17 protein-coding genes are annotated in these 22,945 nt (G+C 72.2%); 7 read left to right on the top strand and 10 right to left on the bottom strand.

The features are described 5' to 3' along the window. Window positions 1–3: 3 nt before the first annotated feature. The 5 genes from ACFRMN_RS11940 to ACFRMN_RS11920 all read right to left on the bottom strand — a co-directional run bounded on the left by ACFRMN_RS11940 (window position 4) and on the right by ACFRMN_RS11920 (window position 7,773). Window positions 4–2,082 carry a hypothetical protein gene (locus ACFRMN_RS11940; protein ID WP_383017102.1) on the bottom strand — a complete coding sequence of 693 codons (2,079 nt, stop codon included), beginning with the start codon at window positions 2,080–2,082 and terminating at the stop codon, window positions 4–6. Window positions 2,083–2,387: 305 nt separating this feature from the next. Further along, window positions 2,388–3,062 (bottom strand): RES family NAD+ phosphorylase, encoded by a 675-nt coding sequence (locus ACFRMN_RS11935; protein WP_383017099.1) that lies wholly within the window; start codon window positions 3,060–3,062, stop codon window positions 2,388–2,390. Next, complete coding sequence (locus tag ACFRMN_RS11930; protein WP_383017096.1) at window positions 3,059–3,733, bottom strand: hypothetical protein; 675 nt, start codon at window positions 3,731–3,733, stop codon at window positions 3,059–3,061. The genes ACFRMN_RS11935 and ACFRMN_RS11930 overlap by 4 nt, the downstream gene beginning before the upstream one ends. Beyond that, the gene (locus ACFRMN_RS11925; protein WP_383017093.1) at window positions 3,730–7,134 is read right to left on the bottom strand and encodes a CHAT domain-containing protein; all 3,405 of its coding nucleotides are present in this window, start codon (window positions 7,132–7,134) and stop codon (window positions 3,730–3,732) included. Before ACFRMN_RS11925 ends, ACFRMN_RS11930 begins: the two co-directional genes overlap by 4 nt. A gap of 102 nt (window positions 7,135–7,236) precedes the next feature. After that, window positions 7,237–7,773, bottom strand: coding sequence for a hypothetical protein (locus ACFRMN_RS11920; RefSeq protein ID WP_383017090.1), 537 nt, complete (start codon window positions 7,771–7,773; stop codon window positions 7,237–7,239). 246 nt (window positions 7,774–8,019) lie between these two features. Here ACFRMN_RS11920 and ACFRMN_RS11915 point away from each other — a divergent pair, with 246 nt between their 5' ends. Beyond that, complete coding sequence (locus ACFRMN_RS11915; protein WP_383017255.1) at window positions 8,020–8,502, top strand: cupin domain-containing protein; 483 nt, start codon at window positions 8,020–8,022, stop codon at window positions 8,500–8,502. Here the strand turns inward: ACFRMN_RS11915 and ACFRMN_RS11910 are convergent. Then, window positions 8,487–9,653, bottom strand: coding sequence for a threonine synthase (locus ACFRMN_RS11910; protein ID WP_383017087.1), 1,167 nt, complete (start codon window positions 9,651–9,653; stop codon window positions 8,487–8,489). The genes ACFRMN_RS11915 and ACFRMN_RS11910 overlap by 16 nt on opposite strands. 260 nt (window positions 9,654–9,913) lie before the next feature. Here ACFRMN_RS11910 and ACFRMN_RS11905 point away from each other — a divergent pair, with 260 nt between their 5' ends. The 5 genes from ACFRMN_RS11905 (at window position 9,914) to ACFRMN_RS11885 (ending at window position 15,046) form a co-directional block, all read left to right on the top strand. Next, window positions 9,914–10,666 (top strand): GntR family transcriptional regulator, encoded by a 753-nt coding sequence (locus tag ACFRMN_RS11905; RefSeq protein ID WP_383017085.1) that lies wholly within the window; start codon window positions 9,914–9,916, stop codon window positions 10,664–10,666. 278 nt (window positions 10,667–10,944) lie between these two features. After that, complete coding sequence (locus ACFRMN_RS11900; RefSeq protein WP_383017082.1) at window positions 10,945–11,124, top strand: SPOR domain-containing protein; 180 nt, start codon at window positions 10,945–10,947, stop codon at window positions 11,122–11,124. Between the two features lie 74 nt (window positions 11,125–11,198). Next, entirely contained in the window at window positions 11,199–11,618 is a 420-nt protein-coding gene (locus ACFRMN_RS11895; protein WP_383017079.1) for a (deoxy)nucleoside triphosphate pyrophosphohydrolase, read from the top strand. Window positions 11,619–11,860: 242 nt separating this feature from the next. Then, a complete protein-coding gene (locus ACFRMN_RS11890; protein WP_383017076.1) occupies window positions 11,861–12,334 on the top strand; it encodes an ATP-binding protein in 474 nt (157 codons plus the stop codon). A 147-nt stretch (window positions 12,335–12,481) separates the two neighbouring features. Further along, a complete protein-coding gene (locus ACFRMN_RS11885; RefSeq protein ID WP_383017073.1) occupies window positions 12,482–15,046 on the top strand; it encodes a SpoIIE family protein phosphatase in 2,565 nt (854 codons plus the stop codon). Window positions 15,047–15,144: 98 nt separating this feature from the next. Here ACFRMN_RS11885 and ACFRMN_RS11880 read toward each other — a convergent pair whose 3' ends face one another. Together ACFRMN_RS11880 and ACFRMN_RS11875 are read right to left on the bottom strand one after the other, a co-directional pair. Beyond that, entirely contained in the window at window positions 15,145–15,855 is a 711-nt protein-coding gene (locus tag ACFRMN_RS11880) for a PspA/IM30 family protein (RefSeq protein WP_383017070.1), read from the bottom strand. Between the two features lie 45 nt (window positions 15,856–15,900). After that, window positions 15,901–17,970 carry a TPM domain-containing protein gene (locus ACFRMN_RS11875; RefSeq protein ID WP_383017253.1) on the bottom strand — a complete coding sequence of 690 codons (2,070 nt, stop codon included), beginning with the start codon at window positions 17,968–17,970 and terminating at the stop codon, window positions 15,901–15,903. 222 nt (window positions 17,971–18,192) lie between these two features. Here ACFRMN_RS11875 and ACFRMN_RS11870 point away from each other — a divergent pair, with 222 nt between their 5' ends. Beyond that, complete coding sequence (locus ACFRMN_RS11870; RefSeq protein ID WP_383017067.1) at window positions 18,193–19,287, top strand: hypothetical protein; 1,095 nt, start codon at window positions 18,193–18,195, stop codon at window positions 19,285–19,287. 40 nt (window positions 19,288–19,327) lie between these two features. Here the strand turns inward: ACFRMN_RS11870 and ACFRMN_RS11865 are convergent, their stop codons facing one another. Together ACFRMN_RS11865 and ACFRMN_RS11860 are read right to left on the bottom strand one after the other, a co-directional pair. Beyond that, window positions 19,328–20,848 (bottom strand): glucoamylase family protein, encoded by a 1,521-nt coding sequence (locus ACFRMN_RS11865; protein ID WP_383017064.1) that lies wholly within the window; start codon window positions 20,846–20,848, stop codon window positions 19,328–19,330. 157 nt (window positions 20,849–21,005) lie between these two features. Then, the gene (locus tag ACFRMN_RS11860; protein ID WP_383017061.1) at window positions 21,006–22,853 is read right to left on the bottom strand and encodes a glycoside hydrolase; all 1,848 of its coding nucleotides are present in this window, start codon (window positions 22,851–22,853) and stop codon (window positions 21,006–21,008) included. Between the last annotated feature and the right edge of the window lie 92 nt (window positions 22,854–22,945).

Here is a 22,945-nt window from a genome sequence, read left to right as displayed (position 1 = left end):
GGGTCAGCTCCCAGATAGGTCGGATGGGCGTGGGGGCAGCGGGGGCGCGGCGAACGCCAGCGGGCAGCCGTCGGTGTCGCGTGCCCGTTCGGCGCTGAAGGCGAGTGCCGCCCGCTCCGCCGAGTCGGTGCCGGGCCGGAAGTGGAGGTGGTCCGCGCCCGTCAGGTCCTGCCAGGTACGGGTGAGGTAGTGGCGCAGCAGCTCCCCGCTGGGCACCCCGGGCGCGGCGGGCACGGCGAAAGGCTCGGCCCGGACGCCGACCCGCACGCCCTGGTGGCGCAGGGTCCCCAGCTGCTCCCGCCAGTCCACGGCGCGCGGGCAGCCGGGCACCAGACCGTCCTGCGAGGGCAGCGCCGGCGGCCGGCGGCCGACCACCAGGAGCGCTTGGGTGACCGGCTCGGCGCGCCGTCCCGCGGCCATTTTGGCGGCGGTCCTGAGCGCGTCCTCCAGCGAGGAGGTGAGGGTGTCCCGGGGCAGTATCTCCGGGGGCAGCTCCCGCAGTTGCCGTTGTGCCCGGTCGGGCGGCCCGGGCCGCAGGTACGTGATGAGGTCCCGGTCCCGCTGGTGCTCGTTGCGCGGCGCGTGGTGGTAGTAGCCGATCACCGCGACCCGTAGCCCGCCGCCCGCGCCGCTGTGGCGCTCCGCGGCGCGGATCAGGTCGCTCGTGAAACCGACGCGCTCGGCGACCTCGGCCCGGTCGGTGCCGGACATCTCCACCGCGCAGATGAGCTCCAGGGACCGGGGCCGCCGAAGGTAGCGCGGTACGCCATGGATCAGGGCGCGCAGGTCCGGTTTCCGTCCGTCCGGTGCCCCGGCCAGGGTGTCTCCGCCGCCCGTGCGTACCTCGATCTCGCCCGGTCCACGCAGGACGAAGGTGAGGCGCGCGGAGCCGAGCGCGGGCAGTTCGGCACGGGGCAGGTCGAAGAGCGGGGGGCGGCTGTTCTCCGGGCGGTAGTGACCGGCGAGCAGCGGCAGTACGACGAGCAGGGTCTCGGACGGCGCGGCGGAGCCGCCCGCCGGGGCTCCCGCCCCGTGCGGCGGGGGCAGCACCGGGGGGCCGCCGTGCACGGTGACCGTGACCGTCCGGGTCTCACCGGGCGCGAGCCGCAGACCTGCCTCGAACAGGACGTGGTGATCGAGTTCCACCGGAACGTGGTCACCCGCGCCGGTTCCGGCCCGTGCCAGGAGCAGGGTGTGCGGTTCGCGCAGCGGCACGCCGCGCAGCAGTCGGCGGACCCGGGCCATGACGGCGGACCCCGTGCCCGGACCGGGCGCGGGGTCCGGGGCGCTCTCGGCACTCGGCGCGTGGGTTTCACGCAGCACGGCGGCGGCCCGGTCGAGAAGAGTCCAGCCGGTGCCGCCACGCAGCAGTACCACCGCGGTGGTACGGGTGCCCGTCCCCTCGTACGCGCCGGGCACGACAGTGCGCAGCCAGCCGCGCACGGCCCGGTCGAAGTCCAGGCGGTCCACCGGCTCGACGGTGCCCACACCGCCGGCGAGCCGGAAGCGGCGCAGGGCTTCCCCTGGGCCGAGCCCGGGGACCAGCTCGGCCCAGGAGGTCTCGGCGTACGGCAGCGCGTGCGGCAGACCTGCGGCGTCGACGAACGCCCGTACCACTGCCGCCCGTTGGGTGCCGAACTCGACGAACAGCACCTCGGGTGGCCCACCGGTGGTGAGCCCGGTCAGCAGATCGGCCAGGGCGGACGGCCCGGCCGCCACCGAGGAGCCCGGGGTTCCCGCGTGGCCGGGGCCGCCGGCGGGGTGCCGGACATCGGCGGGGTACGGGATGGGGGCCGGGATACCGGAGGGCGCCGGGCGGAGCAGCCCGGCGATCTCCGCCCGCTCGGCCGGATCGCCCGGCGAGCGCCGGGCCGCGTCGAGGTCCCAGGCATGCGCGGCGGCGGCCAGTTCGGCCGCCGCGGCCCGGTGGTCCTCCTCGGTCGCGGCCCCCAGGACCGGGTCCCCGGCGAGCAGGAATCCGCACCCCCGACAGCGTCGTTCGCCCTGGTCCGGGTGGAGACAGACCGGGCAGCGCACCACCGGGCCGGACCGTATCTCGTCAGCTCCGGGAGAGAGCGGCATGGTCGCGGCGCCGTCTCAGAGCGGCCTGTAGCAACGTACGCACCCGGCACCACCCTTGATGGATCCCATATCCGCCCCTGCCTCTGTTCCGCCTTGATGGCCCGAGGGGTACCCGGCCAAAGCGGGCTCAGTCGTCAACTCCCGGACACCCAGGGGCAGTTCACTGGCTCCCCGCGTTGCCGGACCCATAACTCCAGTCAATCGGACCGTCCGGTCGGGGACTGGTCGGGAGCGGGGTGAATCCTGGCCAGCGGGGTGAACCCCGGCCGGGGAGCCGGGGAGCCGGTCCGCGTGTGTCGCGCGTATCAGTCCGACCACGGCGGCACGATCGCCGCTCGCAGCGGCGCGAGCAGCCGGTTGGCTTCCGTCCCACCGGACGGCGAGCCGAGATCCGGGATGCCACCGAGCGGCACCCCGTCCAGCGACTCGCCCCCACAGCTCTCGAAGCGGTCACCGAAGAGCACCAGAGCGCGATGAGGACGGTTGCGCCGGGACTGCCAGATCAGTCCCATGGCATCGGGCGCCTGGGTCCGGATCTCGCTCGCCCAGCGCCGCGTCTTCGCGTAGCGCTCCCCCTCGTCCTCAAGGAGCCAGGAGTCCTGGCAGACGGCGGCCAGATCGGCCTCGGTGACCAGGGACACGAGGTTCACCTCGCACCGGGTCCGCACCACGCTCAGCGACTTGCCCCTGACCGCGGCGAAGGGAATGAGGCGCATCCTCGACTCCCTGTCGAACTCCATCGAGCGCAGCAGCGTTTCGGCGAGCGCGGTGGCCGGACTGTCGGCCACATACAGATAGGGGTACGGGTCGTACGGCGTGCCGTCGAAGCGATTGCCACCGAAGTGCGCGTCCACGCTGACCGTGTTGAACTGTCCGGCGGGCCGCTTGGCCGCGTGTGCCCGCCACAGTTCCGTGCCGGCCGGGAGCACATGGCGGTGGGGCCGCAACTCGTACTCGGAAGGGGAGAAGGTGCCGGTCATCCGTCCCCCTCCACCAGCGCCGAGGCCGCGCCGACCAGCTGCTGGTCAGGCAGTGCGCCGAGGAGCGAGGCGGGCGGGCCGCCCAGCCAGGTGTTACTGCTGAGCCACCAGTCGGCGGCGCCCCAGGGATCGATGTCGGCGAGGAGGATGCGGTTGACCTGGAGGACGACGCCGTGCGGGGTGCCGTCATCGGCCGGGAACTGGAAGTCGGGGTAACGGTCGCCGCGTTCGGGATCCGCCAGCCGGATCAGTTCGAGCGGCGGTGCCGCCCCGGCGAACCGGGCGCGCGCCTCCTCCGCCGAGAGCGAGGGCGTCCGGAGCAGTCTGCGCCGCACGGCGGCGACGATCAGCGCGGTGTCCGGAGAGATCGAGGGGCGGCCCACGAGCCGCGTCAGCAGCTCCCGCGCTCCCGTCACGACCGGCGGTCCGACCGGCGGTCCGGCAAGCCGGAAGGAGTCCATCGCCAGCTGCACCGGATGGTCGAACGGCAGTGGAAGCAGGGCGAGCCGTACGCCCTGAAGTGCCTTGCGGACCGCTTTGTTGTCGTCCCGCGCCGTGTCGGCGAGCGCCCGCACCCTGGCGAGCAGCAGCTCGTGCTGCTCGTCGTCGAGCTTTTCGCGGACACTGTCCCGATGCTCGCCGATCAGGTCGAGCAGTTCCTCCGGATTCATGCGGTCCTCTCCCGCGGATTTCCCGGGCCCGGATGGCCCTGGTGGATGAATGGGGCCCAGACCGGCAGACGGTCGAGCCCAGGTCGTTCCATGTCACTCAGCAGATCGCCGCTCAGCGAGCCCGGATTCCGGCGATGGGGGTCGAGCATCCACATCTGAGCGGCCCTGAGCGCGTCGACGGGACTCCGCCCCTCAAGCGCCACGTAGTGGTGGAACACCGCCATCATCAGCGCCGACGCGCCGTCCCGGGTCGTCCACCGCGACCCGACCACATCGCGTGCACCGGCCGAGACGAACGCCGTCGTCAGGGTCAGCGCCTCATCGTGGTCACGGGTGCTCAGGTCGGTCTGACAGGCACTCAGGACCACCAACGGCCCGTCGCCGAAGGCCAGTTCACTGATCGTCTGGTCGAGCAGCCGGGTCACGGTCAGCATCCCCAGGTCCGGCTCGGCCCCCGGGCCGCCCTCGGCGGCGGACAGTTCGCCCGTGCGGCCGGGGAACGCGAGATGCAGGGCCGACAGCGTCGGACGCACCCCCGCCGATCCGTGGGAGGCCACATGGAGCAGCGAGGGCGCGTCGGCGAGGAGTGCGAGAAGTTCGTCGGGCGTCCCCGCGGACTCCGGCTCCACGGACGGCTCGAAGAACTCCCCGTACACGCGCGCCCGCGGATAGAACGTCTCGTGGAGCGCCGCGACCTCGCGCTCGGCGTGCGTCAGGTCCATGCGAGGGTCGGCCACCAGGACCGGGGCGGCGGCCGGGTCACGCCGCGTGCGCTTCACCGTGCGCAGGAACTGAGTGCCGGACGCCGCGTACGTGATGACCATGGCCTGACAGGCGTATTCGTGGGCTGCCTCCTCCGGGAGGCGCGCGGCATGCCAGGGGACGATGCCGAGTCGGCCGCAGGGCACCAGGACGATCCTGGGCGGGCCGGAGCGGTCGGTGAGCCGGCTCCCATCGGCCGCGAGTTGTTCCGTGATGACCTCGAACACGGGGGAGATGGCCTGGTACGCCCAGTCGCACAGGTCCGAAAGGGCGTCCTCCCAGACACGTTCGGCAGCGGGGTCGTGCCCGTTGTCGGAACGGGCGGTGGCCGCGTCGAGGTAGCGCTCCAGAGGGCCGCTCTCGGCCCCGGACAGCAGCGGCAGCCCGCCCGCGACCCAGGTGTCGGCGCCCACGATGATCCCCATGCCCTCGGCCTGACCCTCACCGGGGAGCAGATAGACGAGCGCGTCGGCCCCGCTGTAAGCGACCCCGTCCGAGAGTTCTTCCAGCGTGGGAGTGGTGAACAGGCTTCCTTGCTCTCGGTAGCCGAGGGCTTCGAGCGCCTGGCGGCGCAGGGTGCTCGGCAGCTCGCCGGGGAGCCCGCCGAGCGTCGCGGCGTCGGACGCCTCGGACGCCTCGGACGCGCCGGACGCGCCGGAGGCCCGCCACGCTTCGGCCAGCTCGTGGTGCCCGCGCGCCTCAAGGAGTTCGGGTACGGCCCGAGAGGTGGACGCCGTCTGCAACACCAGGGCGCGGCCCAGCTCCAGGGCGGTCAGGGCCTCCTCCACCCGGTAGTGCGAGGCGGCCCAGAGGGCCGTCTGCACGCCTCGGGTGGCACCGGAGCGCGCGGCCAGCAAGCCATGTTCGGGGCCGAGTTGGAGCACGACGTCGGCGGCGAGCGTGAGCAGGGACTCGATCGCGGTGGCCGTGGCGGCGGTGTGATCCGCGGGACTGCCGCTGATGGACCAACGGATCCAGTACGTCCCCGCCAGCTGCCACACGAGGGAGGCGGCGCCCTGCGGTGTTTGTCCCTGCCGGACGCGATCGCGGATCTGCTCCAGCGTGGCGATGGCGGCGTCGAGATCCGCGGGGTCGTCGGTGAGGTCGTACCGCGTGAACAGGGACAGCACCGAGCTGTACAGGTCGATCACCGAGGTGTGCGGGGGATGGGGAGAGAGGGTCGGAACCTGGATCAGATCCGGGTCGCCGGTGATGGCCGCCCGAGTGGCGGCGATGTCGGTCAAGATCGACGCGAGTTGTTCTTGGACGAACGCGGGGCTGTCCGCCAAGGCCTTCTCCTGGTACGCGACGCCCCGCAGCACCATGTCCTGGTCGTTGGTGAGCCTGCCGAGGTCGGTGAGAGCGTCCGCGTGGGCCATCTGGGCCAGGAAGCGGGACAGGCTGCCTCGCGGGATGCCCGCTTCGAGCGCGGCGAGTTCATCCACGAGGGAGCCGACCGCGTCCGCGTCCCTCGCTGTGTTGGCCTCGTGCGCCTGATCGGACAGGGTGAACACGCGTGCCAGGAAAGAGAATTCGGCGGCCACGGGATGCGTGGAGTGAGCCGCGACCTGGTGGAGGTTGTCGGCCACCGTTTTCCTGTACGCGTCGGCGGCCGACTGATCCTGGCGATTGCCACCGACGCCCTCGCTCATTTGCAGCAGGAGACCGATCTGGGCCTCAAGGAGGGTGGCCATCTCATGGCCCGGCGGCAGCTTCGTGTGCGCGGTGCGCATGCGCCCGAGGTACTGGTTGTACGTTTCCGAGTCGCCGCGCCGCAGAGCGTCCCAGAGGCCGAAGACAAGGGGGAAGACGGCCTCCAAGGCGACGGCGTCTGCGTCGGCGTCTGCGTCGGCATCCGCGTCGCCGGAAGCCGGGATCGGGCCCGGCTCCGGCTCCGGGCGTGGCTCCTCCTGCCGTGGCGGGTCGGCGCGTTCCGCACCCGTGGTGGACCCCGACATCTCCGACATCAGGGCGGCCATCAATCGCAGCTGGTTCGAGTGCGGATAATCCGGAGGCATCATGTCCGCGAACTGCTCCACGTCCTCAGGGCGGAGCCGCTTCCCCGAGAGCGCCGAGAGCATGCTGTCCATCTGCCGGAACGGCCTCACGAGGTCCGGCGGCACCGGCAGCCCCGCCGTCTCGGCCAAGAGCGCGCGCATCTCGGTGGTGGCATCGGCCATCTCCTCACCCTTGTGCCGTACCAACCAGTCGACGGCGGCGAAGTGATTGAGCTCCTGCCCGAATCCGCCCCCCATTTCTCGGATGGGCATCACCAGCATCAGCAGGAACAGCGCGGCCCACCGCCTGACCTCCTCATCGGTCCCCGCCCCGACCGCCGTCTCCCGATCCCGCGCGTCCCGCAGCAGCCGTCGCGCACGTTCCCGGTCCTCCGGCGCACCGTCTCCGGCGACATACCGCGTGGCGAGTACGGCCCCGAGCCACACCGTCACGGCACCGCGCAGCGGGGGTTCATGGTCCAACAGACCGGCTAGCGCGGTGAGTTCGGCCACCGAGCTGTCGTACGCGTCCGGGGGCGCCACCGTTCCTCCCGAAACCGGGATCAGCCGCTTGGCCCGCTCCGTGGCGTCCATCACCCAGACGCGCAGCCCCTGGACGCTCCCGCTCTCCCCGTCGTTCACGTGCCTCCTCCGAACCCGCCGTCCGTCGCCGGTGTGTACGCCAACTTCCTCGCGGAACAGTCATGATGGCGCCGACTCGCGCATCGCGCCGCCCGATTCACGTCAACGCCCGGAATCCGCGGAATCCGCCGCGGACGTGCCCAGATCGGCCCGCATCTTCCGCCGCATCTCCCGCAGCCGCTCCCACAGCCTGTCGATGTCGGCCTGCGCGGCGGCCGGTGAGTCGTCGGGGCGCGGGACACCGTCGTCCAGGCGCCTGAGCCTGCCGTACACCGCCCCGAGCCCGTGGCTGACCTCGGCCGTGATGCCGAGGACCGGCTCCGGCATGCGCATCTGGGCCTCCGCGTACACGTCCCGGTGCAGATCGCGGGCCTCGATGAGCCGCTGCCGCGCGGGCCGTCGGTCCTCGTCGCGGCCCAGCGCGTGCAACTGGTCCGTGAGGGCCGCCAGATACTGCCGGGCGGCGGTGTTGAGCGCTACATAGCCCGAGCGCCGCTCCTCGGTCTCGACGCGTCGCTCCCGCAGCCGCTCGACGCGCTCCTGCTCGCGCTGCCGGCCGCGGTCCGCCGCGCGCTGGGTCAGCAGCGCGGACAGGAGCGTCCCGACGACCCCGACGACCGCGACCACCGGGGCGGTCACGCTAGCGGCGTCCACATGGCCTCGATCCGTATGCGGTCACGCTGCCAGCGAAGCACCGGCTCCCCTCGCGGGTGAAGGCCTGTCCCGGGGAACGCCCAGCGTTCGACCGGCTCTCGACCAGGCGGTGTCCCTCACGGGACGACCGTGGGAACCGTGGGAACGGCCGGTACGGTGCGGGTGCGCACGGCGCGCGTGCCGAACGGCCGAACGGCCGAACGGCCGAACAGGCTGATGGGAGCAGAGGACATGTCGTACCCGGAGCCCCGCTACACCGGCGACCAGGGTGAGATCCATGTGGTCCACCGGCCCGCCGACACCCCCGCAGACGTGCGCTCACCGTCCGGCGGCCGGACCCATTTCGTGGCGTCCTCGCAGTCCACCGGGGGCGAGTTCGGGCTGTACCGGATGGACATGGCGCCGCACGGCGGCGGGCCGGGCCCGCACTTCCACAAGACGATCTCGGAGTCCTTCTACGTACTCGACGGGACGGTACGGCTCTACACCGGGGAGGGCTGGATCGACGCGGAGAAGGGCGACTTCCTGTACGTGCCGCCGGGCGGGCTGCACGGCTTCCGCAACGACGCGGACGAACCGGCGTCGGTCCTGATCCTGTTCGCGCCGGGGGCGCCCCGGGAGGAGTACTTCGAAAAGGTCTCCACGGTCGGCCGGATGACGGAGGAGGAACGGTCCGCCTTCTACATCAGGCACGACACCTACTGGGCGGACTGACCACCAGCCCCGGCCACCGGCGCGAGGCCGGTCTTCGCGCCCGCCCCGCACAGCGGTACGACGACGGAGAGACCGGCCCGGTCGGCCCCGTCGGCCCGGTCGGCGCCGTCCGTCCCGCCGGCTCCGTCGCGTACCGCCGCCCAGCAGGCGGCGGCGGTGGACTCCACGAACAGCCCCCGGGAGGCCAGGTCGAGCTGGGCGGCGCGCAGTTGGTCCTCGGTCACGGTACGGAAGGTGCCGCCCGAGGCCCGTACGGCCCGCAGGATCTGCCGGGCGCGCGGCGGGTTCGGGATGGCGATGCCCTCGGCCAGGGTCGGAGCGCTCTCGGCCGGCGCGCCCAGTTCCTCGGCGCCCGCGCGGAACGCGGTCGCCAGCGGTGAGACCGCCTCGGCCTGGACGGCGATCAGCGCGGGGCGTTCGTCGATGAGCCCGTGCGCGGACAGTTCGGCGATCGCGAGCGCCGCGCCCAGGAGCAGGGTGCCATTGCCGACGGGTACGACGATCGTCGCCGGGAGCCGTCCGCCGAGGTCTTCCCACAGCTCGTAGACATAGGTCTTGGTGCCGTGCGCGAAGTACGGGTTGTGGACATGGCTCGCGTAGAACGTGCCCGGCTCGTCGGCGGCGGCGCGGGCGGCCCGCGCGGTGGCCTCACGGTCGCCCGGGACGCGTTCGAGGCGCGCGCCGTGGGCCCGGATCTGCTCGGTCTTCTTGGCCGAGGTGGCCTCCGGCACGTACACCGTGCAGGGCAGCCCGGCCCGCGCGCAGTACGCCGCGATCGCCGTGCCCGCGTTGCCGCTGCTGTCGGCGATCACCCGCTCGGGGCCGAGCCGCCGTGCCAGCTCGGCGAGCATCACCGCGCCGCGGTCCTTGAAGGACAGCGTCGGCATCAGGAAGTCGAGCTTGGCGGAGACGGACGAGGTCAGCGGTACGAGCGGGGTACGGCCCTCGCCGAGCGTCGTGACCGGCGCGGCGAGCGGCAGCGCCTCCTCGTACCGCCAGAGCGAATCGACCCGGGCGGCAAGGGACTTCAGCGGTACGGGTGATGCCTCGAAGTCCAGGTCCCAGGGGCCCCGGCAGACGGGGCAGCACCAGGCGAGCGAATCGACTGGTGAGCGGGTCCCGTCGGCCGGGCAGACGTACATCGTGGTCATGACCGCCAGCATCGCAGTTTCACGGCGCGCACGGCGCGCGGGGAGTACGCGGAGCGCGGGGCGTATCGCGCTTGCTCCGCGGCGCGCGGCCGTGCCCGGTGGTGCGCCCGGTGCGGGATCGGGTCGCCCCGGGGCGTACCTGCGGTAAGTGCCTGCTTAAACGCAAGTCATCACTTCGGGTGAAACTCTGGCCCATGCTTGCGGTGATCAACCGACGGTTGCCACGCTGTTGCTGTCTGTCAACCTGATGGGAGTGGCCCGTGGCCTTCGGTGAGCAGCCCGCCTATCTCCGCGTTGCGAGCGATCTACGCGAGAAGATCGCCAATGGCGCACTGCCGCCGCATACCCGGCTGCCCTCGCAGGCCCGTATCCGCGAGGAGTACGGCGTCTCGGACACGGTCGCGCTGGAGGCGCGCAAGGTGCTGATGGCCGAGGGGCTGGTCGAGGGCCGCTCCGGGTCCGGTACGTATGTCCGTGAGCGCCCCGTCCCCCGCCGGATCGCCCGGTCCGGATACCGGCCGCCGTCCGGCTCCAGTCCGTTCCGTCAGGAGCAGGCGGCGACGGGCACGCGGGGCACCTGGGAGTCCCGCAGCGAGCAGGACCAGGCCGGCCCGGAGATCGCCGCCCGGCTGGGGATCGAGCCGGGCGACCGCGTGATGCGTACGCACTATGTCTTCCGGGAAGCGGGCGAGCCGATGATGCTCTCCACCTCCTGGGAGCCCCTGGCGGTCACGGGGCGTACGCCGGTGATGCTGCCCGAGGAGGGGCCGCTCGGCGGCTGCGGGGTGGTCGAGCGGATGGCGGCCATCGACATCGTCGTGGACAACGTGCTGGAGGAGGTCGGCGCGCGCCCCGGGCTGGCGGAGGAGCTCATGGCGCTCGGCGGGGTGCCCGGCCATGTCGTGATGGTCCTGGAGCGGACGTACTACGCGTCAGGGAGGGCCGTGGAGACCGCGGAGGTCGTCGTTCCCGCGGACCGGTACCGCATCGCGTACCACCTCTCCGTCAAGTGACCGGCGGCCCGGCCGTGTGACCGACGGCCCGGCGCGCACGGGGAGTTGACGGCGCGTACGGGCCGATCGGCCCCGGCGCCCGATCGGGCGCGCGAAACGGCAGGGGGCGTGCGCAGCCGGTCGCCGCCCCGGTTTTCGGCGTTTTCTTGGCTGGATGCGTATCTCTTTGTACAAACACGCATCCGCTCCGTGAAGGTCAGGCGTAGGCTCCGGCATATGCGTAATGCGGTTTCCTGTGGATCTTCGGAGAGATGCAGGTCGGCGGCGGGAGGAGCGCGATGAACGACGGCGGAGCCATGCTCCCGTGGCTCGTCATACGGGAGGACGACAACGGCAACCGCTATCGCGTCGGCAGATATGCCACCCAGGACGAGGCGCAGAAGATAGTCGCGAGCCTCGACGGCCGCGGACAGCAGCGGATCTACTGGGTGGAGCGCGTCGGCCAGACCACCGGCTAGCTCGGACAGGGCCCAGGACCTGTGCGGGCGCCGTGCGTTACGCCCATGGTTGCGCGCGCGTTACGCTCCGGCGCATGACTGATCGTGTGGTGGTGGCGGGCGCCGTGTACGACCGGGGGCGGCTGCTGGCCGCCCGGCGCAGCGCGCCCCCCGAGCTGGCCGGCCGCTGGGAGCTCCCCGGCGGCAAGCTGGAGCCGGGGGAGACGCCCGAACAGGCGCTGGTCCGCGAGTTGCGGGAAGAACTCGGCGTGGAGACCGAGCCGGTGGAGCGGATCCCCGGTGAGTGGCTGCTCAAGCCCGGCTATGTGCTTCAGGTATGGACGGCCCGGCTGCTCTCCGGCGAGCCCCGGCCGCTGGAGGACCACGACGAACTCCGCTGGCTGGGACCGGACGAGATCCACGCGGTGGACTGGCTCGACCAGGACCTGCCGGCCGTGGCCGAGGCGGCCCGCCGACTGCCCGCCGCCTCCGCGCCGACCCGCCCGGCCCCCTGAACCTGGTCCTGCTGAACTTGGTCCTGTCCTGGGGCCTGTCGGGCCGGCAGCGGGGCATGGAGAGTCCGCGAGGAGTGCGCGTCGGTGTGACAAGCGGTACGTCATGTGCGCAGGGGGCGTAGTCCGTTTGTGCCGGTGGACATCCCCTGTGGCGAAGGCTGTGACGGTAGCCGCGATGGATATCGGGTATGTGCTGATTAACCCCCCTAAAAGGGACGCGGGCCTGCCGTCGGTCTGGGGAAGTGATCGGCTTGATCGACACAGAGGGTGGCGCATGCGCCGAATGGACCTTCCCTGCCGAACTCGATGCCGTACGCTCCGCCCGCCATGCCGTCCGTGACACGCTCCACGCCTGGCGGCTGCCGCAGTCGGTCGGCGATATGGCGGTCCTGCTGGTGAGCGAGCTGGTGACCAATTCCCTGCGCTACACCTCGGGACCGATCGGCGTCCTGGTCGCCGTCCGCCCCGTCGAGCCGGGACCGGGAGACCCGGGTGGTCCCGACGGCGCCGGAAGCGGCGCCGCCGTCACGGAGCGTGCCGCGCTGCTGGTGGAAGTCTCCGATCCGCTGCCCGATCCGCCCACCGAACGTCCCGCCGGTCCCGACGACGAGGGAGGCCGGGGACTCCAGCTTCTGGCCGTTTCGGCCCGGCGTTGGGGCACGCGCCGGGGGAAGACTGGTAAGACCGTGTGGTTCGAGCTGCCCCTCCCTGGTTAGAAGTCTGAAAGGGAGAACGATCACAGCGGACTCGGCTCAAAAAGAACGAGACCGTGCTGTGATCGTGAACGCCGTGTCGGCTGGGGCCGTAGTGCTGAATACTGCGGGAATGGCCGGTCCGGTGCGTGAGCTGGAGGGGACGGTCGCGTGAGCGAGATATCCGGGGCGACGGGCGACGTCGCCGACGTCGTATGGCAGAGCAGTCCGCCCGGCTCGATCTATGACTACATCAAGGTCGCTTCGTTCTCGATCGGCCCGGACGGGCTGGTCGACCAGTGGAGCGAGCGGGCCGCCGAGCTGTTCGGCGTCGGTGCCGACGAGGTCAGGGGCCGTGACCCGGTCGAGGTGTTCATGCCCGCCGACCAGCGGTCGCGAGGGCACCGCAAGGTCAAGGAGATCCTGGACGGCAAGGAATGGACCGGCCTCGTCCCGTTCCGTACGGGTGGCGACGCCGGACAGCACGGGCTCGCCGAGGTCTATGTGATGCCGAGCGAGACGGAGCGTGGCGAACGCGCCGCGCTCTGTATCGTCGTCGACGTCAGAGCCCTGCGCCGGATCGAAACCGACCTCGCCTCCTCGCAGGCGATTTTTGGCCAATCTCCTTTTGGGTTCCTGCTGTTCGACACCCACCTCAAGGTGCAGCGCGCCAACCAGCGCTTCGCCACCGTCTTCGGCGGCCGGGCCAACGACCACCGCGGCCGTACGGTCCACGACTATCTCTCCCGCCCCGAGGCCGAGCGGATGACCGCCGCCCTGGAACGCGTCCTGAGGACCGGGGAGTCCGTCACCGACCTCCAGATCGTGGGCACCCGGCCGGGCGACTCGGAGCGCCGGCACTGGTCGATCAACCTCTATCGCGTACACAGCGGCTCCGGCCGCTCCATCGGGGTCGCCGGGGTCGGCACCGATGTCACACGCCGTCACATAGCCGCCAGGGAGGCCGCGAGCGCCCGCCGTAACCTCGCCCTCCTCAACGAGGCCAGCGCCCGGATCGGCAACTCCCTGGACCTGGAGACCACCGCGCGCGAACTGCTCGGCGTGGCCGTCCCCGGCTTCTGCGACCTCGCCTCCGTCGACCTCTACCAGAGCCTGCTCACCGGCGAGGAGGCGCCGCCAGGACGCTGGGGCTCCTCGCGGGCCGATTCCGGCGGCAGCAGTGCCCGGCTGCGCCGGGTCGCCTTCGCCAGCGCCGTCTCCGACGTACCGCTGACCGGGCCCGGCGGCGAGGGCGACGGATATGTCCCGCCGGACGTCGGCGCCGTCCACCGGTTCCCGTTCAGCTCGCTCAGCGCGAACGCGCTGCGCACCGGCCGCGTGCAGACCATCCCCGGCGAGGCGGGCAGCCTCGTACAGTCCACGTTCGCCGTACCGATGGTCGCTCACGACAGCGTCATCGGGCTCGTCCAGTTCTCCCGTACGAAGGGCAGCGAGCCGTTCGGCGAGCGGGACCGGGCGCTCGCCGTGGAACTCGCCGCGCGCGCCGCGGTCTGTATCGACAACGCCCGTCTCTACCGGCGGGAGCACGAACGCGCGCTGATCCTCCAGCGCAGCCTGCTCCCGCCCGGTGACCCGGAGGCCGCGGGACTGGACATCGCCTGCCGTTATCTGCCCGGCAACACGGCCACGGAAGTGGGCGGCGACTGGTTCGACGTCATCGAACTGCCCGGCCACCGCACCGCGCTGGTCGTCGGCGACGTCATGGGGCGCGGCCTGCGGGCCGCCGTCGCCATGGGTGAGCTGCGCACGGCCGTGCGTACGCTGGCGCTGCTCGATCTGGAGCCCGCGGAAGTGCTCTCCGCGCTGGACGAGATCGCCCGGGGACTGGGCTCGCCGAGCGGCGCCCAGCAGGCCTCGCGCGTCGCCCACAAATCGCGCGACGCGGACCTCGCCGAGGTCTATCTCGCCACCTGTGTGTACGCCGTCTACGACCCGGTCACCCGGCGCTGCACGTTCGCCAACGCCGGTCATCTGCCCCCCGTCCTGGTCGAACCGGGCGAGGAGGCGCTGATGCTGGACGTGCCGCCCGGGATGCCGCTCGGCGTGGGCGGCGAGCCGTTCGAGCAGGTGGAGGTTGATGTGACGGAGGGCGCGCTGCTCGCGCTCTACACGGACGGGCTGGTCGAGTCCAGGGACCAGCCGCTGGACGAGGGCCTGAGCGCCTTCCGCGCGGCTCTCGCCCATCCGTCCCGTCCGCTGGAGGACGTCTGCGACCACGTACTGAACACGCTCGACACCCGGCACGGCGAGGACGACATCGCCCTCCTGATGGCCCGAATCCAGGGGCTGCCGGACGAGGCGGTCGGGGACTGGCGGCTGCCCCGCGAGCCGCGCTCGGTGGGAAGGGCCAGGGAACTCGCCCGTACCCAGCTGCTCGCCTGGGATCTCGAACCGCTGGTGGACACCGTGGAGTTGCTGGTCAGCGAGCTGGTCACCAACGCCATGCGGTACGGCGAGGGCGAGATCCGGCTGCGGCTGCTGCGCGACCGTACCCTCGTCTGCGAGGTGTGGGACGCGGGGCTGGTGCAGCCGAGGCGGCGGCGGGCCCGCGACACCGACGAGGGCGGCCGGGGTCTCCAGCTGGTCGGGCTGCTGAGCGCGGCGTGGGGTTCGCGCCGGACGCCGCGCGGCAAGACGGTCTGGTTCGAACTGGCCCTGCCCGACGGTGACTCGTCGGCCGAGCCGACCGTCGAGCAGCTGCTGAGCATGTTCTGACACCCGGTCCCGGCCGCCCGTCCGGCCGGGCCGGACGGGGGCGGCACGCTCCACAGGGCCCGGCCGGGCGGACGGCCGCACGGGCAGGGCCCGGCCGGTCAGCCGCTCTTCAGCGCCGCCAGCCGCGCTTCGACCTCCGCGCGGTCGCCGAGACTGTCCAACTGCTCGAACTGGGCGTCCAGCGACGAGGCGGCGAGCTCCTGCTTACCCATCGCCCTCGCCTCCTCACGCCGCACCTTGTCCTCGAACCGGCCGAGGTCACTGGTCGGGTCCAGGACGTTGATGTTCTTGACGGCGTCCATCATCCGGTTGTGCGCCTGGGCGGACTTGGACCGCGCCACCAGTTCGTCACGCTTCGCCTTCAGCTCGTTCAGCTTCACCCTCATCCGCTCCAGACCGGTCTTGAGCTTGTCCACGACCTCCGTCTGGGAGGCGATGGCGGGCTCCGCGGTCCTCGCCTCCTTCTCGGACTGGAGCTGCCGCTCCAGCGCCACCTTGGCGAGATTGTCGAACGTGTCCGCGTCCGCGGCGTGCCCCGCCGAGCGCAGCTCGTCCGCCTTCTTGCTGGCCGCGAGCGCCTTCTCGCCCCACTCCCGGCCCGCGGCGACATCCTCCGTGTGGTCCTGCTCCAGCAGACGCAGATTGCCGATGGTGCCGGCCACCGCCTCCTCCGCCTCGGCGATGTTGTTGGTGTAGTCGCGGATCAGCTGGTCCAGCAGCTTCTGCGGATCCTCCGCCTGGTCCAGCAGGGCGTTGATATTGGCCTTCGCCAGCTGGCTGACCCGGCCGAGGATGGTCTGCTTGGTCATGGCTCTTCTCCTTGTGGGGAAAACGGAAATCCTGTGGTGATGACGTCAGAACCGGCCGCCGCCGCCCATCCGGCCGCGCGTACCCCCGCCGCCGAAGCTGCCGGGGCCGCCGCCGCCCCGATAGCCCCCGCCGCCCCGGTAACCCCCGCCGAACCCCCCGCCCCCACCGAGGCCGCCCCCGCCACCGAACAGGCCGCCCAGGAGGATCCCGCCGAGCACGGCGCCGCCGAGCCCGCCGCCCGTTCCCTGGACACCTCCGCCGCCGTACCCGCTCCCGAACGACCGCACGTCCTGCTCGGCGAGGTCCTGCGCCGTCCTGGCCAGCGCGTCCGCCCGCTGCGCCTCGGCCAGCGCGCCCTGCGCGTCGCCCGAGACCGACGCGGCGTGCGCCAGCTCCAGCCGCCGCTGCGCCTCCGTCAGACGGGTACGTGCCTGGCTGCCGACCGCCCCGCGATGCGTGCCGATGTAGTCGGCGGCGGCGCCGATCGCCGAGCGTGCCGTGAACATCGCCTGATCGAGGAGCGTGCCGGCCCGGCGGCTGCCCGCCTCGCGCTCCCGCGCCCCGGTCAGCGCCTCGTCGAGGACCGCGTCCGCCTCCTCGACCCGGCGCAGCGCGTCGATCGGGTCGTACCGTCCGGAGTCCAGCTCGCGCCGTACCCCCGAGACCACCGCCTCGGCGCGGCTGATCCGGCCCTGGAGATCGGCCGTGGGCACCCCCTGCGTCGTGCCCCTCAGCAGCCCGCGCGCGTCCGCGAGATCCGTCTCCGTCTCGGTCAGCGCGCCGGGAAGCTTCCCGGCGGCCTCCGTCAGCTCCTGCGCGCGCCGTTCGACCGTCTCGACGAGCGTGGCCGTCTGTCCGACGGCCGCCTCCGCCGCCCGCACATGCACGGCGGCCCTGCCGTTGTCGCCCGCGTCGGTGAGGCCGCGGGCCTCGTCCAGAGCGGTGGACGCGAAGACGAGCCGGTCCTCGGCCTGCGTGACGCTGTCCGCGACGGGCGCGGAGGCCGAGTCGGCGTACCGCTCGCGCATCGCGGCGAGCGTGTCCCGCGCCGACGCGACCCGCCCGTTCAGCTCGCGGAATGTGGCCCCGACCGTCTCGACGGCCCGCGGCGCGTTCCGTTCCAGCGCCCGGAGCCGGTCGAAGCCCTCGGACTCGGCGTCCAGCCGGCCGTTGGCCTCCGCACAGCGGGAGATGATCTCGTCCAGCATCCGGCGGCGGGTCGGGTCGTCCTCCGGGAAGGCGTCGTCCAGTTGCTGGCGCAGCCGGAAGGCGAGCGTCAGCTGCCCCTTCGCGAAGGCCACGGCATCGGTGAACGGCGCCGCCGCCTCCTCGCCGAACTGCGCCGTCGCGAAGCCCAGTTCCTCCTGGCTGGTGCGCAGCGCGTCGTCCGTCTCGACGAGGACCTGCTTCGCCCGGCTGTCGAGCTCGGGCAGCGGAGTGGGCGCGGGCTCCTCCGTACCGCCGGGGGAGCTCCAGCCGCCCCGCCGCCCGCCGTGCGGTGTCGTACGGGCCGCCATCCGCCGCTTGCGTTTGGCGAAGGTGTACGCCCCGATGGCCGCCGCCCCGAGCACCACGACGACGGGCAGCACGAGATTGGTCGCCGCGCCTCCGTCGGCCGCCGGGCCGCCCGGGTCCGCCACCCCGGGGGTGATGGCGGGCTTGGGCACCGGCCGGCCCGCGAGCACCGCGTCGAATCCGTCCGCGGCGCCGATCGCCGCCGCCGACCAGTCGTTCTGTCTCAGTGCGGGCTCGACGGCGGTACGGGCGACCGTGGCGAGCTGGTCGGCGGTGAGGGGCGAGTCGATGTCCGCGGAGTAGGCGTACTGCCGGTCGTGGGTCGCGACCGCCAGCAGCAGGTCGTCACGGCCGAGGCCGTTGCGGGTGGCGGTGGTGTCGGCCCAACTCTGCGGAGAGCGCCCGGAGAAGTCACGTACGTACACGACGAAGAGCTGCACCCGTCGTTCGTTGTAGAGCCGGTCGAGCGCCCGGCTCACGGCGGTCCGCTGGTCGCCGAGCGCCCCCACCTTGTCGGTGATCTGCCCCTGCCGGTCGAGCGGGACCGGCTGCTCGGCGGCCGCCCGCTGAGCCGTGGGTACGACGAGCCACCACGCCATGACCAGCGCGGCCAGAAGGGTCCGGGCGGCTATACGCGTCCGAGGGCGGCTTACGAGTGGGATCACATTTGGGAGGTTATGTCCGGTCAGGGGTGGGCGCGACCGGACGTAGCGCCTCCTGAAACGAGCCCTGGTCCGTCATCAGGTGGCGCCCGGCGCGGGCGCCCGGCGCGACGCCCGGCGCATAGTCTGAGCATCGCCCCGACCGGCCGGTCGGGGCACATGGGGGAGGGGTCGGCCTTGCGGGCACAGTGGCGCGGAATCGGACGGACACTGATACGGGTCTGGCGCGCTCCCCGCGCCCGGTGGCCCAAGCGGGTCGCGCTGGCGCTCGCCGTCCTGCTCGTCGTACCGGCCCTCACCGGCGCGGTCGCGCTGCGCCTCACCTACGCGGGCGACCTCCAGGACGGCACCTGCACCCGCGGCAAGGACGCCATCTGGCTGGGCCACGCCTGGGTGGACGGCCGGAAGAAGGACGCGGATCTCGACGCCTTCGCGCAGCGCGTCCGGGGGACCGGGATACGCGATCTGTATGTCCACGCCGGGCCGCTGGAACATGACGGCACTCTCCCCACGGCCCGCTACCCCCGGGCGCGCTGGCTGATCGACGCCGTCCACCGCGAGCTCCCGGGCGTACGCGTGCACGCCTGGCTGGGCGACAAGCTCGCGACCGAGACCCCCGACGGGCTGCGTCTGGAGCGGGCCGCGTCCCGCGCCGCCGTGGTGGGCTCCGCCGGACAGATCCTGGACGCGGGCTTCGACGGCGTCCACTTCGATCTGGAACCGCTGCACTCCGGCGACCGCGACTATCTCTCGCTCCTGGACGACCTGCGTGCCCTCACCCGGGCCCGGGAGGTGCCGCTCTCCGTCGCCGCCCACCAGATCGATCCGCTGCCCGCGCTGCACTCCGTCGCGGACGCCCTCACCGGACACCCCAAGTGGTGGTCGCAGGCGTTCTTCGCGCAGGTCGCCCGGCGGGTCGACCAGATCGCCGTCATGTCGTACGACACGGCGATGCCCCTGGAGAGCATGTACGGCGGCTATGTCGCGCAGCAGACCACGCTCGCCCTCGAAGTCACGCCGGAGGACACCGACCTGCTGATGGGTCTGCCCTTCTACTACGAGGACGACCTGAGCCATCACGGCCACGCGGAGACCGTCGCGGCCGCGGTCCGCGGCGTCAGGCTGGGCCTGGGGCGCACGGACCGCGACCGGGACCGCTTCGGGGTCGCGATCTACGTGGACTTCGCGGCGACCGAGAAGGACTGGAGGTCCTACCGCGACGGCTGGGGACGTCTTGACAGGACCGGCGAGTAAGAGGCCGCGCCGCCTATTCGCGCGGCCTCCGAGCCCGGCCTCAGATACTGAACCGCTCCTTCGCCAGCAGCGGCCGTACCCGCGAGGTGAATCCGCCCGTACGGAACGGCCGCTGGAGCAGTCCGGGACGCAGCTCCTGGGCGAGCGCGGCGGCGATCATGCCCTGGTCGAGGGCGAGGACGAAGTCGCTGACCCGGCCCGTCCCCACATTGACGGAGTCACGGAAGCCGTACCGGCCGTCGTACGCGCCGAAGTCGGCCGCGATCGCCTTCAGATTGGCGATGGCCTCCCCGCGCGCCTGCGGCAGCGCGAGGAACGAAGCGTGCGGGGTGACGACCCCGTTGGTGTACGCGGACGCCGGCGGCAGCGGCTCGCCGTGGGTGACGAAGGTGCGGTCGGTGTTGGAGGCGTAGCCGTCGGTCTGCATCCCGATCGCGTCGACGCCGTACTCCTGATAGCCGCCCTCGGGCACATTGGAGGGGGAGAAGCCCCAGTAGCCGTACCCGGCCTCCGCCAGCCCGTGTTCGATCTGGGAGCGCACATAGCGGCGGTGGGTGGTGCCCCAGGAGCGCGGCGACCACTCGGTCTCGGGCACGAAGAGCGGCACCATCAGCGCCTCGAACATCGAACCGCCCCAGGTGGGGACGAGCTTGCGGCCCCGGTGGGTGTAGTGGCCCTGCCAGAGGCGGACACCGTCGATGGTCTCGTACGCGCCGCCCGGCGGCTGCTCCTGGCCGTGCTCGGGGAGCATCGTGCGCAGCATGTGCCAGTAGTGGTCGCCGGGGAGCGAGCCGTCGGCGATGCCCAGATAACTGGCCATGCGGGGCTCGGTGTTGAGGGCGCCGTAGTGGTGCGCGGTGGGTTCACCGGTGTCGGTCCAGAAGCCGCCGCGCAGCTGGCCGGGGTTCTTCACCGGGTCGGCCGGGTCGTACGGCGTGTAGTAGTACGACCAGTCCGCGGTCGCGAGGATCGCGGCGACCCGGCCGCGCAGCCGCGGTTCCGCGTCGGCGGCGATCCGCAGGCCGGTGACGAGCCAGGCGTTGTCGACGGAGGAGAGGAAGGGGCGGACCGGGTCGCCGGTGCCGGGCCAGCTGGTGAGGACGGAACCGTCGTACGCGTCGTACCAGTTGAGCCAGAAGCCGTGGTGGCGTTCCAGCCGCTCGATCGCCGAGACGGTGTGCGCCAGTCTGCGGTACATGGTGTCCCGGCCGATGACGCCGAGGCCCGCGGCGGCGACGGTGGACCACAGGCCGCACCCGATATTGGTCGGAGAAGTGTTTCGCGAGGGGACGGGCGTGCCCGGGCCGGAGATATCGATCTTGTCGGCGGTGAGACCGAAGTCGGTCGTCATGGCCTCGATCGAGCGGTACGTGTCCTCGAACCAGCGGTGCAGCAGGGGTAGTTCGGAGGTGGATGCGGCGACGGTCGGTCCGGATCCGGCCGGTCCGAATGGGGCGGGTGCGGATGGGGCGGGTGCGGCGAGGGCGGGTGTGGATACGGCTCCGAGGGACAGAGCGGCGGCCCCGGTTCCCGCTGCGGCGAGAAACGTGCGACGGTCCATAAGAGTCCAGCTCCTGTTGGCGGGTGCGGAGTTGTGTGGTGGGAGTGGGAGTGGGGAGTTGTGGTGGGAGTGGGAGTTGCGGTGGTGGTACGTACGGGGGCCGACGGCGGTCAGGTGCCGTCGGCCCCCGGGTCCGGGGCGGCGGGGGAGAGGGGAATCAGCCGCGGGTGAGGCGCAGGAAGCGGATGCCGGGATTGGGCAGCTCGACGGTCAGCTCGGCGGTGCCTTCGGCGTCCGCGGTGACGGGCGCCGGCGCCTCGGTGGGCAGCTCGTCGGCGGCGCGCAGCTTCCGCCACTGCTGGTCGTCGGGCCAGTCGCCGCCGTCGAGGTCCTTCCAGACGGCCTGGATATTGGCGTGGTGCTCATCGACCCTGCGCGATTCGACGGCGTAAACGGCGCCCGGTTCGAGCCCGATGACACGGACGGTCGCGGCGCGGTCGAGCACGGCCGCGCCGTCGATCTTGGACTGGTCGAGGGTCCCGTTCCAGAGCAGGACGTCCACGGTCGAGCGGTCCTCGGCGCGGGTGGCGAGGGATTCGACGAGCGCCCCCGCGCCGTCGCCGCTGACGGCGGCGGGGATCCGGCCGCCGGTGAGCTGGGAGAGGAGATACAGCGCCCAGAAGCGCGGCTTGCGCAGATTGCCCACCGTCAGCAGCCCGAAACCGCCATGGAAGAGCCGGGGAGGCCAGCCCAGTTCCTCGAACTGGTCGGAGGCCACCCAGTAGGAGAGGCAGTCGGTGGACGACAGCGCGCTCTTCATCCCGCGCAGCACGAACGGCGCGGCGAAGACGGAGTCGCTGACGCGGTGGAAGTGCGTGGGTGTGACGCCCCACTCCGTCCACAGGATCTCCGGCTCCGGCCTGCCGGTCGCCTCCGCGAAGGCGCGGGTCATCGGACGGAAGTCCAGCGGGGCGTTGCCGTAGGTGTGGGTGGAGACGAAGTCGACGGGGACGTCGTGCTCCTGGCAGTACTCCAGCAGCGCGCCGACCCAGCCGGCCGCGGCGGAGGAGGGTCCACCGACCTTGATCCGGTCGTCCACGCCCTTCACGGCGCGTACGGCGATCTCGTAGAGCCGGTGGTAGTCGTCCTGGGTGCCGTTCCAGAACACCGCCAGATTGGCCTCGTTCCAGACCTCGAACTCCCAGCCGGCGACGGTGTCGCGGCCGTACCGTTCCTGGAGGTGGACCGTCAGTTCGCGGCAGAGATCGCCCCAGCGCTCCCACTGGGCGGGGGTGGAGACCAGGGCCTTGTAGTCGAAGACCGTGTAGTGCGGGTCGGAGGCGAGTTCCTTCGGCATGAAGGAGAGCTCGACGACGGGCTTGAGACCGGTGGCCAGGAAGCGGTCGTAGACGGCGTCGAGGCCGGAGAAGTCGAAGGAGCCGTCGCCGCGTACGGTCACGGTCTCGGGCAGGAAGGTGCCGTGCGCGCGGACGGAGCGTACGCCGATCTCGTCGCGGACGATGGCCAGCGCCTCGCCGTACTCCTTCGCGACCTCGGAGCCGCCCGCGCCCGGCTTGTCCCAGGTCAGCAGCGAGAAATGCTCGGCGCCGATCATCCGGTTCCAGACGCCGGGGAGTTCGGTGGCCGGGGCGGCCGCGTCCACGGCCACGGTGACCTCGGCGGGGCGTGACCCCATGGCCCTGGCGGAGCCGGGCACGGCCTCGGACAGCGCGCCGGCGCCGCTGTCCGACCAGGTGGCGACCTTGTAGAAGTAGCCGCGGCCGGGCTGGGCCAGTGTGTCCGCGTACGGCGGGTGCGGTACGGCGAGCACATCGCCGCCGAGGTGGTCGAGCGGTTCGAAGGGGCCCTCGGCGGAGTCGGCGCGGTGCACCAGATAGCCGAGCGCGCCCGGCACCGGCCGCCAGGTCAGCAGCACATGGCCGGTGCCGTCCTCGGCGGCCGGACCGGCGGGAGCGGGAAGCTCCCCGATGCCGGTGAGTCGCCGGTCACTGGGCTTCCCGATGCGCGAGTCCCAGTCGGCGCGAGCGGCGGACTTTTCGGTCATGGAAGTACAAACCTTTTCTTCGAGGGGGGTGTGGAGGTACGGCAGTGCGGAGGTAGGGCAGCGCGCGGAGTTGCGAAGGCGCGCGGAGATAC

Origin of the sequence: Streptomyces sp. NPDC056835, from assembly GCF_042789485.1 — a bacterium.
GTDB lineage: Bacteria > Actinomycetota > Actinomycetes > Streptomycetales > Streptomycetaceae > Streptomyces.
Note: the sequence above shows the minus strand (reverse complement) of the source record. Positions and strands in the feature narration are given on the sequence as shown.

Excerpts from the sequence above, each read along its gene's own strand:
- ACFRMN_RS11865 (WP_383017064.1), bottom strand. The coding sequence starts at position 20,848 with ATGGACCGTCGCACGTTTCTCGCCGCAGCGGGAACCGGGGCCGCCGCT.
- ACFRMN_RS11935 (WP_383017099.1), bottom strand. The coding sequence starts at position 3,062 with ATGACCGGCACCTTCTCCCCTTCCGAGTACGAGTTGCGGCCCCACCGC.
- ACFRMN_RS11900 (WP_383017082.1), top strand. The coding sequence starts at position 10,945 with ATGAACGACGGCGGAGCCATGCTCCCGTGGCTCGTCATACGGGAGGAC.
- ACFRMN_RS11870 (WP_383017067.1), top strand. The coding sequence starts at position 18,193 with ATGGGGGAGGGGTCGGCCTTGCGGGCACAGTGGCGCGGAATCGGACGG.
- ACFRMN_RS11930 (WP_383017096.1), bottom strand. The coding sequence starts at position 3,733 with ATGAATCCGGAGGAACTGCTCGACCTGATCGGCGAGCATCGGGACAGT.
- ACFRMN_RS11895 (WP_383017079.1), top strand. The coding sequence starts at position 11,199 with ATGACTGATCGTGTGGTGGTGGCGGGCGCCGTGTACGACCGGGGGCGG.
- ACFRMN_RS11880 (WP_383017070.1), bottom strand. The coding sequence starts at position 15,855 with ATGACCAAGCAGACCATCCTCGGCCGGGTCAGCCAGCTGGCGAAGGCC.
- ACFRMN_RS11910 (WP_383017087.1), bottom strand. The coding sequence starts at position 9,653 with ATGACCACGATGTACGTCTGCCCGGCCGACGGGACCCGCTCACCAGTC.
- ACFRMN_RS11875 (WP_383017253.1), bottom strand. The coding sequence starts at position 17,970 with ATGGCGTGGTGGCTCGTCGTACCCACGGCTCAGCGGGCGGCCGCCGAG.
- ACFRMN_RS11860 (WP_383017061.1), bottom strand. The coding sequence starts at position 22,853 with ATGACCGAAAAGTCCGCCGCTCGCGCCGACTGGGACTCGCGCATCGGG.
- ACFRMN_RS11940 (WP_383017102.1), bottom strand. The coding sequence starts at position 2,082 with ATGCCGCTCTCTCCCGGAGCTGACGAGATACGGTCCGGCCCGGTGGTG.
- ACFRMN_RS11915 (WP_383017255.1), top strand. The coding sequence starts at position 8,020 with ATGTCGTACCCGGAGCCCCGCTACACCGGCGACCAGGGTGAGATCCAT.